The following is a 13,809-nucleotide window of genomic DNA, read 5'->3' as shown; positions in this document are numbered from 1 at the left end:
TTCAATTTATACTTAGAAAAAAGTTTTTTCATTTTCAGTCTGAAAGCTGAACTGAATACTGCTGACAGCCATCCTCAACAGTGATATCATTGCTGCCTCTTCCGTTTACAGATATACTGAAGCTGTTTCCGCTGCTTATCTCGGGAGCGAGCATCATCACACAGCGGAAGCTGTTATGAGGCAGGAACGATATCATCTCACTGCCGTTAAGGTAGAGCTTAACATCGCTTCCGCCGTCATATGAATTGTCAAGAGCCGCAACAACGCACGGATTTTCGCTGTATGACGGAACTGAGACCTTATTTCCCGCCGCATAGACATAGCCGCCTGTATAGTTGAAGCTCTGCTCTGAGTATACCGAACTCTTCTCTTCCTTGGTTCCGCCCGATATTACGGAATATCCGCCGTTTATATTGAGAGTTCCCTTGGATTTTATACCGTTTGTGCCGCCTTTTATGTTAAGTCTGCCCTCATTTATGGTTATATCGTCGTGGGCAATAAGTCCCGACTTGACTGAGTTTATATTATATGTACCGTTATCTATGATGATATCGTCGTCACTGGAAATACCGTGGGCGTTATTGGCGTTAATGTTCAGTTCGCCGTTGCCCTTAAGGCGTATCGTATCATTTGAGAAGATAACAGCATTGTTCTGTTTGTCCTTTCCGCCGTCACTGAGGTAGTTCACAGTGCCCTCGCGGGATTTTATGGTACATTTCTTTGCTTCATTTATAAATATAGCGGGTCCGTTGGAATTGGTGATATCAACGCCGTCAAGTACTATCGTGACCTTTTCTTCCGTAGCCGTATTCACGCATATCTGACCGTCGCTCACGGTGCCGCGGAATATGAAATCTCCGCCTGCTGTTACAGTTACTACAGAGCCGCTGACACTTACATTCGTACCCTTTACCTTCGGAGATGAGCCCAGCTCTACCTCAGCGGTATACTCCTTTACCTCTCCCTCATTGTTTGTGCTTCCGTCATCGGCAGGCACTTCGGGAGTCGAGACATCTCCGCTGTTATTATTGCTGTTATTATCGCCGTTATTGTTGCCGCTGTTTGCAGCAGTTGTTGCTGCTGCCGAGCTGTTTTTCTTCGCTGTAGTTGTCACATCCGACTTCTTTTCCCCTGATTTTGTGGTCGTTGTGCTCTTTTCGGACTTATCTGCCGCTTTTGTGGTTGTCTTCTTATCTTTTGACTTTGTTTCCTTTTCGCTGCTCTTACTTTCCTTTTCACCATCGGCAGTCACTTCCGTTGCGGAAATATCCGACTTATCCGACTTTTCCTTAGTGTCGTCCTTGCCGCATGAGCATACGGTCATCATGAGTGAAAGTGCTGAAAGAGCCGCTAATATCCTTCTATATTTCATATACATATCTCCTTATCCCCTCACAAGCAAAATTTGCCGAACTTAATCTGGCACATTAAGTTCGGCATAGGGTAGAGAGGGTATTTTATCTATTTAGTTTTCCGGCTTAGTTTTCATAGATCTTGTCGTCGTATCTGAAGAAAACAAGATTTATGGTCATATTGCCGTTATGTGTACGGAGCTCGTCAATAAACTTCTTCTGGTCGATGTTGTCAAGAACATCAACGCTGTAGATGAGCTCGAAAAGCGTACCGAAGTTTGTTGTCTTAACTCTTCTGAGCTTGTAGAATGTGGTATATTTTGCAAGTACAGGCTCAAACACGCCCTGATAGTCGAGGTTTTCGGGAATAGCTATCTTAAGAGTCATATGTCTCTTCTTGCAGCCGCCGAAATCGGTCTCGCTGAGGACAAAGAGGATAATGCCGAGTACTGCGAAGAATACGACAGCAAATCCGATATATCCTACTCCGCAGACAACACCTGTGCCCATTGCGAAGAAGATATAAGCCATATCCTTCGGATCACCCGCAACGCTCCTGAATCTTACCAGCGTCAGCGTACCTGCGAGTGTAAGTGCACCTGCCGTGGTATTGATAATGAGAAGAATTGCAGCAACTATGGTAGGAAGCATTATCATTGTCAGAACATAGCTCTGTGAGTAACCTTCCTTTCTGTGAGTAAGCATATAGATAATGCTTATGAGGAAGCCTATCAGAATGGCTGTGCCAACGCAGAGGAAAAACTCTCCCGGCTTGATAGTGCCAAGAAGGGAATTGCTGTTATTGATCACAGAATCCGAGGACTCATAGTACTTTGACAGCACATTTCCAAAAAATCCATGTTCAAACATAAAATTAAACGCTCCTGTTCATCATAATATGATTATTTACCATTGATATACCCGATATATAGATACGCCTTTTGCCCGAGGTGAGCTGAGCGTCCTCTATCTGGCTCCTTACGAAATTCTGGTAAGCTCTTCCGTACTTTGAGAAACTCGTCTTGTAGATCTGGAGCTCTGAAAGCTTGTTTACGAGCCAGTCGGGGATAGCATTTGATACTTTGATCTCCATAAGTCTCTGATCGGCACCGATAATGTAGTTGCCGTAACTCTCGTAGTTAAGTCCGAGATCGTAGCGTCGCTCGGTGATCTTACGATCAAAGGTAAGGCGGAAATCGTTATCGTACTTACCGAAGAAGGCTTCACGCTGATAGCTGATGTACTGCTTCGGTACGACGGGGTAACTGTCAAGAAATACGTCCAGTTCTCCAAAAACCTGCTGAGTTATGTACTTTGTGAACTCAGGCTTGGAACGGTCACGGAAGTAAGCATCGGACTCTTCAAGAGTCATGGAAACTCTTCTCTTCGTTACGATACCGCCGATCTTCTTCTTTATCTCAAGGAAAACCGTATCAGTGGGAGCAGCAGGCGAATAGTAGCTGCGGAGCCTGATCTTTTCCTTATAATAAGGCTTTGCAAGAGATTCTCTGATTAGATAGTCGTCTGGTGTGTCGTAGTAGATGTTGTAGATTCCATATTCTTTTCCGCCTATGCAGAACTTATCAGGGTTCATGTACTCTGATATGACCTCCATAAGTCCGTGATACTGATCCATATTAAGGAGGAACTTGATTTCTTTTCGTGCAAATGTATTAATTGCCATAATCTCCTCCGCTGCAGCGCCTAACTGCGCGGAGCTTCACACTCCTTTCGTATCATTTGATTATATTATAGCGTTAGTTTCTTAAAATAGTCTTAAAGTTAAACTGTTTCACCCAATATTCATCTTTTAAGGGAATATTTTGCGTGAAGTGCATTTTTTCTGCGATATTGCGTGATTTGTCGAGGCAGTGTTTTTTTCACATTATCACCATTTTTTTAGCTTATCAAAAAAATGGCATAAAATGCATAATCCTGTAATAAAATAGCAATTTTTGACCATTAGTATAAAAGAAACAAGTGGAAAAAGCTTTTTCAAGCCGATTCCTTAGCGTTTAACAGCTGTTTTCTGAATGCCGTCGGAGTAACCCCGACAGTTTTCTTGAACTGCCGCATGAAGTGCTCCTCATTGTCATAGCCGCACATTACAGCTATGTGCGAAACAGTGCTGTCAGTCTCGCAAAGGAGCTTTTTGGCTTTTTCGATCTTTCCGTTTATCACATCGGCGATACAAGATACTCCGAAGGTATCATGGTACAGATGCTGGAAATAGGAACGCGACATTTTTGCACCTGCTGCCATGGTATCGACATTCCATTTCATTTCGGGACTGCGGTATATCTTTTTCCTTATCTCTGCAAGGGTATCATAGTGCGGTGATGAGCTCTTTTCCGTCTCTTCGCTGACACCTTTACTGTCCCCCGCCTTTACGAGCAGGGTACGCATAAGGCTGTCAAGAGTTTTCACGCGGCGCGAACCGAGCGAATAAAACTCGTCGCCGATATTCCTTATGAGATCGGATATCATTTCTGCATCCGCAGAGCATATAGGTCTGTTGTATGTAAGCTCGAGAGAATCTATAAACTCCTGTTCCTGCTCTTTTTCTCCCTCAAAGCATATCCAGTCACAGACCAGGGGACATCCCTCAGCCGCGTACTCCACGGGATACTTTCCGTCAAATATGATAAGAGTATCCGCAGGTACCTTCATAACAAGTCCTTTTACACTGAACCTACACCTGCTGCGCGTCAGCATCAGCATATTCTCACCTGTTGCCGCTCTGCGGAACACGGAGCTGCTGTCGTAAACCGAGTTGCAGCCCAAACAGCGTATGTTCATCATTATCACTCCCCGTCGGCGATAAATCGCCATTCAATATTCTTCCAGACCTCGCCTGCGTAATCTATTCCGACCCGCGGCGCAGTCCTTATCCTCGGACGCGCTCCGTCGTCCTCGAACCATATCTCCTCACTGCCGAGGAGAGACCTTCCGTTGAAGCTACCGTCTATCTTCATTTTCTTTGTGAGCTTCGCAGGTCCGCCGAAATTTTCTCCCGCCCTCAGGAGTACTCCCTGCGGCTGATCCGTTTCACCTGTGATGACGTTCATCAGCCAGTGCATACCATAGCAGAGGTAGACGTATATAACACCGCTCCTGCCATAAAGGAGCTCTGTGCGCTTTGTCCTGCCCTTTGACGCATGGCAGCCCTTATCCTCTTCCCCGCGGTAGGCTTCCGTCTCTGCGATACGCTCACGCAGCTCTGTTCCGTCGGGAAGCCTGTGTACCAGTATCTTCCCCACAAGATCGGGAGCTACCTCGAGCACGTCGCGATGAAAGAACTCCGCATCAATGCGCCTGCCCATGTCACACCCTAAGACTTTGCTCAAGCTCTGTATCGGGCTTTACAAAGGCAGTTTTGTAATTGGTGAAAATGACCTTTCCGGGCTTTGCGCCCGCAGGCTTCTTCACGAACTTTGCAAGGCAGTAATCCACGGGGACAAGTCCCGAATTTCTGCCGCTGCTGTTGACAGCCGCAATGACTGCCGCCTCTTCTATAGTTTTGTCCGGCGGCGCCGCTCCGTCTGTGAGTATCAGTACGTGAGAGCCCGTTATGAGCTGAGTGTGCAGCCATATGTCTGATTTCTCGGCAAATTTCAGACTCAGCTGGTCATTCTGCTTGTTATTTCGCCCAACCAGTATGGTAAATCCGTCGCTTGACCTGTACTCCACAGGCGGCAGAGCCTTCGGCGGCTTCGCCTTGCCGCCTGCGTATTTTACGTAGCCCTGTTCCCTGAGCTCAAGCCTGAGCTGGATTATATCATTCTCGGATGAGGCTCTTGTGAGTGAATCAAAAACGCTTTCCAGATATTGCAGTTCCTCTTCACCCTTTTGTATCTGAACGGCAAGCTTTTCCTCTGCCGTTACCGACTTTTTGTACTCACTATAATAGTGCTGCGCGTTCTGCGCGGGAGTTTTCCTCACGTCAAGGGGTATCGTTATCTGCGGACAGCTCTCGTCGTAGAAGTTCTCCACTACAGCCGCGCTGTCGCCCTTCTGTATGCGGTACATATTTGCGGATATAAGATCGCCGCATAGCTTGTCGTGCTCCTTGTCGGCACAGGCATCGAGCTCCTCACGCTGTGCCGCTATACGCCTTGCAGTCCTGTCCGTAAGGTTCATGAGCAGCTTGAACAGATCGTTTGCACGCTGTTTTGTACGGGCTGCCCTGTCACGCTCGGAATAGAAATAATCAAGCAGCTCGGAGGCGCTTTCCAGCTCTTTTGTATACATAAGTGTTCCGAACTGTGAGAGCCTTATAAAGGAGAAGTCCTTCAGCTGCCCCTCCTTGTCGCTGACCGCCGAGAAGCAGCACTCCCCGTTCAGCAGCTGTTCGCGGGTGCGCTTTATCGCAAACAGCAGTCTGTCCAGCCGGTCACCGCTTATCGTATTGCTTTCAATATGTGCTCCCCTGCCTGCAAAAAACGCCCATTCTCTTGCAAGTATGGGAGAAATTCCTTCAAATATCCTTATAAGGGCTTTTGAAAGCTCCTTAGGCTCTGTACTGCTGAGTCTTTCCTTTATCTCCTCGGGCTCTGCTTCAAGGAAGTTCAGTCTGTCGTCCCTTGGGGGCATCGTATAATTCATCCCCGGAAGAACAAGTCTCTCGCGTGACATATCCTCGTCCACGCGCTTTATACTGTCAACGACCTTGCCGCCGCATATTATCACCAGATTTGAGCAGCGTCCCATTATCTCACAGGCAAGCGTCACCGTTACAATATCGCCCAGCTCGTTGACACATTCAAAATCGAGGAAAAGTATCCTTTCAAGTCCGTCCTGCCTTATATCCGTAAGCTTTCCGCTACCGAGGCGCTTCCTCAGGAGCATACAGAACATCGGCGGCGTCTGCGGATTATCCACGCTGCTCTCGGTAATATGCACTCTTGCACTGCCTGCATTTGCCGATATATAGAGCTTGCTGCTTCCGCTTCGGGTGCGTATGGATATTATTACTTCCTCTCGGGAGGGCTGATGTATCTTTTCGACCCTTCCGCCTATAAGCGGCAGAAGCTCCCTTCTGACCGCATACAGGAAAGCTCCGTCCAGAGCCATATTATCATTCCTTTTCAAAAAAATGAACGCAGAGCCATTCCGATACGGTCACTGCGTTCTGCGAACCGCACATTCTCTTCTGATATAATTATACCATTTTATGCGGTTTTATTCTAATCAAAATTTGCGGTATACAAGCAATTCAAAGTCAGCTTTTGTGGTAATACTGCCTATTTGCGACAGCCGCTCCTGCTGCTCCCTGCCTGTTCGGTAGTAATAGGGAGTCATTGAAAACAGAGCGTCGATGTCCTCCTGAGTGCCGATTTGCATATCGTAGGTTATGCGCTTTTTGTCAAGGAGCTCGAAGCCCTCAAGCTCGTAGGGCTTGACCTCGTTCCTGTAAGGAACATCATATATCGCCTGTTTGAGCTCCCACAAATGGTCTGCCGAGGGGATGGCCATTATCATTATGCCATCGTCCTTCAGTACTCTCAGGAGCTCCTCTCCGCAGTAGGGGGCAAAAAGTGTGACAATCATTTCGCAGCTTTTATCAGCTGCGGGTATATGAAATACGCTTGCTACCGCAAGCTCCGCTTCTCTGCACCTCTTTGCGGTGTACTCAACGGCTGCTTTTGATATGTCTATGCCGTATACGTCCGCAGCAATATTGTGCTCACGGAGCTTATCAATTATTGCGGCAGTATAGTATCCCTCACCGCAGCCTGCGTCAAGAATCGCCATTCCCTTAATATGCTCGCATACAGCTTCACATAGCGCACTGCAAAGCGGTTCGTAATAGCCTTTGTTAAGGAAGCTGCGCCTTGCCTGTATCATGAACCTGTTGTCCCCGTGAACTGCTTTTCCCATATGCTTTGAAAGCAGCAGATTGACGTAGCCGCTCTTTGCCCTGTCAAAGCTGTGACGATTCGGGCAAACATAGGAACTTTCCGCAGGTTCGAGCTTTTCTCCGCACACGGGACATATAAATATACTCATGCCCTCACCTCAGACGTACTCGCAGGGATCGACCGATCCCTCGGCGATCTCCACGTCGAGCTGCGGGAATTTTTCCTCGAGGACGCGGCGAAGCTCGGGCAGAACTATATTCTCGGTGTGGAAGTGACCGCAGTCGAACAGCGATATAAGGCTGTTGTTGGCGTCTATCCACACATCATGCTTCACATCGCCTGTTATGAGCGCATCGCAGTCCTTTGCAATAGCTTCTCCCAGCATTGAGCCGCCTGAGCCGGAGCAGAATGCGATCCTTGATATCTTGTGTCTGCGTCTGCTCATGCGGACATACTCGCAGCCGAATATTTCTTTGAGCCCTTTCGCAAGCTCCGCAGGGAATATAGGCTCTTCAAGCTGAACTATCCAGCCGTAGTGCCTGCCGCCGCCAATTTCCTCAAAGGGTTCGGGCTCACCTGTAAGCTTGTACTTCTTCTCAAGCTCCCTGAGGATAACTCCGTTAGTGCCGCCCTCGCTGATATCGAGGTTCGTATGCATACAAATCGCTGCGATACCGCTGTCGATAAGCTCATACACCACGCTGCTGCGGGTTATGGCTTTGAGGGGCTCAAATATCACGGGATGATGCGAAATAATGAGCTCCGCACCTTTCTCCGAAGCCTCCAGCACTGCTTTTTGGCTGATATCAAGAGAAAGGAGCACCTTGCTGCACTCCATATCATAGTTTTCCACGAGAAGTCCCGAATTGTCCCAGCTGTCCTGTGATGCGAAAGGATAAAGTGTGTCGAGATAGCTGTAAATATCATCAGTTTTTACGATGTCGCAGCCGTTTTCCATTTTATACGCAAGAGCTGCGTAATGCTGCGCTCCCGAGCTGTTTCCGCTGCCTTCAAGAGCACTGCCTATCTTCGAAAGTCTCTGTGCCTCTCTCCTGCGGTACTCTGCTCCGAGCTCATCGTTTTCAAAAAAGCCGTAAAGGGATTCAAACTCGGTCAGCAGGCGCCAGTCACCTGCGCCCTCAGCGACGATTATAACGTACATCTTATCGCCGTCCGCAACTATATGCTCCTCGGTTATCTCATAGCACATTTCGTACAGCTTTCGGCGCAGAAGCTCCACCTTTGTCATGGGCTGGAGTATGAACCTGATATCATCGCGCTCATAAGCGGCTTTTTTCCCGAGAATTGCGGCGATAGTCTCTCCGCCCATGCCTGCGATGACAATATCGGAAACGCCCCCCAACGGTACATTTTCAAGTCCGTCGGAAAGTATGAGCTCCACCTTGTCCTGCACTCCATACCTTTCAACGGTATTCCTTGCCGATTCAAGAGGACCTTCCTTTATATCCGAAGCTATGACCCTGCTGCACTTTCCGCTCGTTACGAGCTCAGCCGCAAGGTAAGCATGGTCAGTACCGATATCTGCCGCTGTTCCCTTTCCGCTGACAAGTTCAGCAATTTTTTTCAGTCTTTTATCAAGCATTTCCGCACCTCATATATAAACAAAATAGCGCACCGCATAGCAGTACGCATAAACAAAACCAAGCACAGCCGTTTCCGACTGTGCTCCCGGTCTCATTAATTACGACTCGTTCATTTTGGCAAAGCAATCGCTGCAATAAACTGCTCTTCCTTCCTTTGGCTCGAAAGGTACCTTTGCTTCACCGCCGCATGACGCGCAAACCGCTGTGTACATTACACGCTCAGCCTTACCTGCGTTCTTTCTTGCGTCACGACATGATTTGCATCTCTGGGGCTCGTTAACGAAGCCTTTCTCTGCATAAAATTCCTGTTCGCCTGCGGAGAAAATAAACTCGTTTCCGCACTCCTTGCAAACTAATGTCTTGTCTTCGTACATAGTACTATACCTCGCTTAATTATTTTCGACCACGGTTGGATTTCCACCCACATCTTTGTAAAACAACGCTCTGCTGGCTTGAGCTACACGGTCATATTCAATTTGTATCATGCATAAGTGCGCGGATCTTCTTCCTTGCACGCTGCATTGCATTATCGACCGATTTCTCGGTCATCCCCAGCTTTTCCGCAGCACTCTTGTAGCTGTCGCCCTGTACGCAGAGCGTAAGCACGTTCAGCTCCGTAAGAGAAAGGACGGAACATATATCCCTCCAGAGCTCGGAAAAGAATTCCTTATAAAAATAAATACTTTCAGGAGTTTCCTCAACGGACAGTACATCAGCTGCTTCTTCCTCGTCTACCCTTTCCGCAAAGCTTAGATCCCTTTCGGACTTTTTAAGTAAAGTTTTCATACGATTGACGATACATACCTCGGCAAAGGTACAGAACTTTACGCCTTTACGGGGATCGAATGCGTCGATAGCCTTAAGCAGCCCGATCATACCCTCCTGATGCAGGTCGTCGCTGTCGGTCTCGGAGTTTGCATAAATTTCCGATTTAATAAAAACAAGCCTTGAAAAACGGGAGATGAGCACAGCTGCTGCTGTTTTGTCAGTCTTGCCGAGAACGGCAAGCTCCTCGTCCGCTTTACAGTTAAGTTCATTCAAATTGAAATCCAAATCAAGCAAGATATCCACCTAACAATCTGCATATCCGATAAAATTGTTTATTATCCGCCCCCCTCGGACGAGCCGAGGGGATACGGAAATATCATTCTTAGTTTTCGCCTTCCTTGGCAGCCTCTTCCTCAGCAGCCTTCAGGAGCTCAGCCATATCAAAATTGAAGTTTGCGCTCTTGTTTCCGCCCTGTGCAGGCTTGTTCTGCTGATTCTGTGCAGCAGGCTGATTATTCTGCTGTGCAGGCTTATTGTTGTTATTGAAGTTATTGTTGTTATTCTTGTTTATGCCTGCGTCGTCGCTCTTTGCCTCATTTACCTTTGCTGAGGGGAGCTCCGAAATATCTCCTCTGGGAGCCTTTGAAGGCTTGAATTCAGCCCTCGGAGGATCCGATCTCTTTACGACGCCGTCGTTCTTCTGAGTATCAACAGCCTTGCGGGCTTCGCCGATGATATTCTGAGCCTCGTTCATTCTGCCCGAGCACTGGCCTGTAAGGTTATTGAGTACAGAAGCGATATCCGTGAACTTGCTGTTGATGCTCTCGATCTCTGTGAGGAGCATTTCGCGTACAGTCTTGGACATTGCATTTACCTTGTCAGCGTGTGCATTAGCCTCGTTGACAGTATTGCGAGCCTGTTCGTTAGCTTCCTTTATGCAGGCCTCAGCTGCAACATTAGCGTTTGCAACTGCCTTTTCAGCCTCGATATTTGCATCCTTGATGACCTGAGCAGCCTTGTCGTTGGCTTCCTTGGTAACTGCCTCAGCGTCCTTCTTAGCCTTGTTCTGGATCTGAGTTACGTTCTTCTGAGCCTCGGTGAAGAGAGCGCCCATATCAAATGTAGGAGCTGCATTCTCCTTGAGGTCAACGATCTCGTCATTGAGCTTGGATATCTCAGCAGTCTTTTCAGCAGCTTCCTTGGTCTTAGCCTCGAGCTTGCCGGTGAGCTCTGCGATCTCCTTGGTCTTTGCAGTGAGCTCATCAGAGATCTTAATGATCTCCTGCTTAGCCTTTGCAAGCTCTGCATCGGCAGCTCCGCCGGCAGGTGCAGCACCTGCTGAAGCAGCCTTCTGCTCGGCAGCCTTGAGCCTGTTCCTGAGATCCTCGATCTCCTTCTTTGCAGCTTCAAGAGCGGCAGTTGTCTGTGCGTTTGCCTGCGGATTTGCAGCACCTGCAGCAGCCTTCTGCTCTGCTGCCTTGAGCTTTTCCTTAAGCGTATCTATTTCCTTCTTTGCAGCCTCGAGTGCAGCAGCAGCCTGCTGTCCGCCTCCCTGAGCCTTAAGCTGGTTTATTGTATTCTGAAGTTCTTCATTTTCCTTTTTTGCAGCTCTGAGAGCATTATTGGAGGTATTGAGTTTTTCCTGAAGGTTTTCGATCTGTGTCTTGTACTTATTTATTTCCTCAGGATCAGCCTGTCCCCCTTTTTCCTTCAAAGCCTTGTTGTCTTCTTCAAGGGCAACTATCTTGGAATTAAGCTCATCAAGGTAAGTAATAACGTCCTCTTTGATAAATCCCTTCTGACCGATCTTGGTCTCTCTTAATACGGTTGGTGTTGGTTCGCTCATGGTACTCTCCGTTCCCCTCGGTCAGACCGAGGTAAAAAATTAAGGAATAAGAACCCATATTCGAGCGCTATGAAGGCGGAATTAGTGATATTGCATATAAAAAAGCCTTCACAGTCCATGAATACAGGTTCTGATGATTTTGCCTTATGTAAATTATAACATATTTATTATATTATTTCAACTATTGAAATGTAGAAAATTTGAATTGATTTTAGTGCAATTTACTATAAAAATACAGTAAAAACTGCTCATTCGATATTTCAGTGTCAATGTCTTTACTTTTTTGCGTTATAAAAATATATTTAGTTACAGTTTAGAAATACAAAAGCTATACAAAATGTGCTTTTACAGACATCAAGGAGAAATCCCGAATGAATTTCTCACGCTCGGGTTTAAATAATATATCCGCGTCTCTCCAGAAACATAACGGAAAATATGACAAATTCGATTGCCACGCCTATACCCAAAACCAAAGCTAAAGTCATAATATGTTTCTTTTTCAAGCCCTTCCGCTTTTCAAGCTCCTTTGCCTTTTCGATGTCATCAAGAGTTTCGCCGTTCATGAATGCAATGACCTCACGGTAGGTCTGAACATCGTTCTCTTCCTGTATTTTGCCCATTTTGCGAAATGATATAAAAGTTACCGTCAGAAACGCTCCGGTACGCATCGCAAATAACAATTTTAACATCTCGACTTCCAACGCACCGCAGAGAACAGCCGAAGCCAGACCTGCAAGACATTCTATGCCTGCAAGGTTATAGAGCTTTTTCATTTCTTTTCCGTCATTCTTTGTAACCTTCTCTTTCATAGCATCAACATCTCCTTTGATAAGCTCATCGAGGGAAACGCCGAATACATCGCTTAGGATAAGCAGACTATGAACATCGGGATAGCTCCTTTCGGTCTCCCAGTTGGATATGGTCTGACGGCTGACATACGCGCGCTGTGCCAGTACCTCCTGCGACCAGCCCTTTTCAGTTCTCAGTTCCTTTATCCTGTTGCTCAGTTCCATACGTTCCACTCCTTTCTGCAAGGGTGCTTCCCTTGTCTGAACTCATCATAGCAGACACGGCATATTTTTTCAACCAAAAGTCTTTTGCAGACGCCGGAAATACGCTGTCAAAACCTTTTATCAAGCCGATTTCAAGCCGTTCTTCGGCTTTCTCCGCATAAAACAAAAGCGGCTCATAACGAACCGCTTTATATTTCTATTAGTTGCCGAGCATCTTGAAGATGTCGTCAAGGTCGTAATCCTGATTTGATGTCGAAGCAGGTCTCGGAGCGCTGCTCGGTGCGCCGAAGCCAAGTCCGTCAATAAGAGGATTGTCGATCGGGATGATATCATCATCGTGGCTCTCTTCGCCTGCTGCTGCCGCCGCAACTGCTGCGTCATTGGCAGAATCCATATCGTCGAATCCCGCAGCGATAACTGTGATAGTCATCTCATCCTGCATATCTTCCTTGAATGCTGTACCAAAGATGAACTCAACACCGTCAGCGGCTGTATCAGTTATCATCTTTGTAGCTGCATCAACATCGGATGAAAGGATATCCTCTGACATTGCGATATTGATAAGAAGTCTCTTAGCGCCCGAGATAGATGTCTCAAGAAGCGGGCTGGAGATAACTGCATTTGCAGCGTCTCTTGCCTTGTCCTTGCCTGTACCGTGACCGATAGCCATGTGAGCATAGCCTGCGTTTCTCATGATAGTTGAAACGTCTGCGAAGTCAAGGTTGATATAGCCCTCTTCAACAATAAGGTCGGAGATGCTCTTTACACCTGTCTTGAGCACGTCGTCTGACAGTGCGAAGGACTGGAGCATTGTAAGGGGCTTGTCAAGTCCCACAAGAAGTCTTTCATTAGGGATAACGATAAGGGAGTCAACATACTTTCTGAGTTCTGCGATACCTCTCTCAGCCTGAGCCATTTTCTGCTCTCTCTCGAAAAGGAATGGCTTTGTAACGACTGCGACTGTAAGGATATCCATTTCCTTTGCGATCTTTGCAACTACAGGAGCAGCTCCCGTACCTGTTCCGCCGCCCATACCTGCGGTTATGAAGATCATGTCAGCACCCTTGAGGTGTGTCTCGATCTCGTCGCGGTTCTCCTCGGCACTGCGCTGACCGATCTCTGGCTTGTTTCCTGCTCCTCTTCCCTTTGTGAGCTTAGCGCCGATCGGTATCCTTGTAGTGGCCTTTGACTTGTTAAGAGCCTTGGCATCTGTATTGATCGCGATATATTCTATATTATTGACACCCGAATCTACCATGCAGTTTACGGCGTTTCCACCACCGCCGCCTACACCGATGACCTTAATGTTAACATCGGGTTCGAGTGTTTCCTCATAATTGAAATCTGACATTTGAACTCCTCCTA

General features: G+C 47.2%; 13 protein-coding genes. All 13 read right to left on the bottom strand.

Annotation, left to right across the window (positions count from 1 at the left end; genetic code table 11):
• Positions 1–34: 34 nt before the first annotated feature.
• Positions 35–1,372: a carbohydrate-binding domain-containing protein gene (locus tag Q0R37_RS04900; protein WP_294752025.1), complete on the bottom strand. Its 1,338-nt coding sequence runs from the start codon at positions 1,370–1,372 to the stop codon at positions 35–37.
• A gap of 106 nt (positions 1,373–1,478) precedes the next feature.
• A complete protein-coding gene (locus Q0R37_RS04895; protein WP_294752022.1) occupies positions 1,479–2,222 on the bottom strand; it encodes a DUF4956 domain-containing protein in 744 nt (247 codons plus the stop codon).
• Between the two features lie 4 nt (positions 2,223–2,226).
• On the bottom strand, positions 2,227–3,036 hold the full coding sequence (locus Q0R37_RS04890; protein ID WP_294752020.1) for a polyphosphate polymerase domain-containing protein: 810 nt from the start codon (positions 3,034–3,036) through the stop codon (positions 2,227–2,229).
• 311 nt (positions 3,037–3,347) lie between these two features.
• Entirely contained in the window at positions 3,348–4,184 is an 837-nt protein-coding gene (locus Q0R37_RS04885) for an AraC family transcriptional regulator (protein WP_294752017.1), read from the bottom strand.
• Positions 4,157–4,675: a DNA-3-methyladenine glycosylase gene (locus tag Q0R37_RS04880; protein ID WP_294752013.1), complete on the bottom strand. Its 519-nt coding sequence runs from the start codon at positions 4,673–4,675 to the stop codon at positions 4,157–4,159. The genes Q0R37_RS04885 and Q0R37_RS04880 overlap by 28 nt, the downstream gene beginning before the upstream one ends.
• A 1-nt stretch (position 4,676) precedes the next feature.
• Positions 4,677–6,443 (bottom strand): NFACT RNA binding domain-containing protein, encoded by a 1,767-nt coding sequence (locus Q0R37_RS04875; protein WP_366517396.1) that lies wholly within the window; start codon positions 6,441–6,443, stop codon positions 4,677–4,679.
• Positions 6,444–6,542: 99 nt separating this feature from the next.
• Complete coding sequence (locus tag Q0R37_RS04870; RefSeq protein WP_294752010.1) at positions 6,543–7,361, bottom strand: putative RNA methyltransferase; 819 nt, start codon at positions 7,359–7,361, stop codon at positions 6,543–6,545.
• 9 nt (positions 7,362–7,370) lie between these two features.
• Positions 7,371–8,816, bottom strand: a complete 1,446-nt coding sequence (locus Q0R37_RS04865; protein WP_294752009.1) for a Nif3-like dinuclear metal center hexameric protein — start codon at positions 8,814–8,816, stop codon at positions 7,371–7,373.
• A gap of 99 nt (positions 8,817–8,915) precedes the next feature.
• A complete protein-coding gene (locus Q0R37_RS04860; protein WP_294752007.1) occupies positions 8,916–9,191 on the bottom strand; it encodes a zinc-ribbon domain containing protein in 276 nt (91 codons plus the stop codon).
• 97 nt (positions 9,192–9,288) lie between these two features.
• On the bottom strand, positions 9,289–9,888 hold the full coding sequence (locus Q0R37_RS04855; protein WP_294752004.1) for a sigma-70 family RNA polymerase sigma factor: 600 nt from the start codon (positions 9,886–9,888) through the stop codon (positions 9,289–9,291).
• 79 nt (positions 9,889–9,967) lie between these two features.
• A complete protein-coding gene (locus Q0R37_RS04850; RefSeq protein ID WP_294752001.1) occupies positions 9,968–11,431 on the bottom strand; it encodes a hypothetical protein in 1,464 nt (487 codons plus the stop codon).
• A gap of 392 nt (positions 11,432–11,823) precedes the next feature.
• Positions 11,824–12,444 (bottom strand): helix-turn-helix transcriptional regulator, encoded by a 621-nt coding sequence (locus Q0R37_RS04845; protein WP_294751999.1) that lies wholly within the window; start codon positions 12,442–12,444, stop codon positions 11,824–11,826.
• A 199-nt stretch (positions 12,445–12,643) separates the two neighbouring features.
• Positions 12,644–13,795, bottom strand: a complete 1,152-nt coding sequence (ftsZ, locus tag Q0R37_RS04840; protein ID WP_294751996.1) for a cell division protein FtsZ — start codon at positions 13,793–13,795, stop codon at positions 12,644–12,646.
• Positions 13,796–13,809 lie beyond the last annotated feature (14 nt).

It is taken from the genome of uncultured Ruminococcus sp. (assembly GCF_946415235.1).
GTDB lineage: Bacteria > Bacillota > Clostridia > Oscillospirales > Ruminococcaceae > Ruminococcus.
Note: the sequence above shows the minus strand (reverse complement) of the source record. Positions and strands in the feature narration are given on the sequence as shown.

Bases quoted from the DNA above. Each gene is read 5' to 3' on its own strand.
- Q0R37_RS04900 (WP_294752025.1), bottom strand. From the start codon at position 1,372: ATGAAATATAGAAGGATATTAGCGGCTCTTTCAGCACTTTCACTCATG.
- Q0R37_RS04895 (WP_294752022.1), bottom strand. From the start codon at position 2,222: ATGTTTGAACATGGATTTTTTGGAAATGTGCTGTCAAAGTACTATGAG.
- Q0R37_RS04890 (WP_294752020.1), bottom strand. From the start codon at position 3,036: ATGGCAATTAATACATTTGCACGAAAAGAAATCAAGTTCCTCCTTAAT.
- Q0R37_RS04885 (WP_294752017.1), bottom strand. From the start codon at position 4,184: ATGGCGATTTATCGCCGACGGGGAGTGATAATGATGAACATACGCTGT.
- Q0R37_RS04880 (WP_294752013.1), bottom strand. From the start codon at position 4,675: ATGGGCAGGCGCATTGATGCGGAGTTCTTTCATCGCGACGTGCTCGAG.
- Q0R37_RS04870 (WP_294752010.1), bottom strand. From the start codon at position 7,361: ATGAGTATATTTATATGTCCCGTGTGCGGAGAAAAGCTCGAACCTGCG.
- Q0R37_RS04865 (WP_294752009.1), bottom strand. From the start codon at position 8,816: ATGCTTGATAAAAGACTGAAAAAAATTGCTGAACTTGTCAGCGGAAAG.
- Q0R37_RS04860 (WP_294752007.1), bottom strand. From the start codon at position 9,191: ATGTACGAAGACAAGACATTAGTTTGCAAGGAGTGCGGAAACGAGTTT.
- Q0R37_RS04850 (WP_294752001.1), bottom strand. From the start codon at position 11,431: ATGAGCGAACCAACACCAACCGTATTAAGAGAGACCAAGATCGGTCAG.
- Q0R37_RS04845 (WP_294751999.1), bottom strand. From the start codon at position 12,444: ATGGAACTGAGCAACAGGATAAAGGAACTGAGAACTGAAAAGGGCTGG.
- ftsZ (WP_294751996.1), bottom strand. From the start codon at position 13,795: ATGTCAGATTTCAATTATGAGGAAACACTCGAACCCGATGTTAACATT.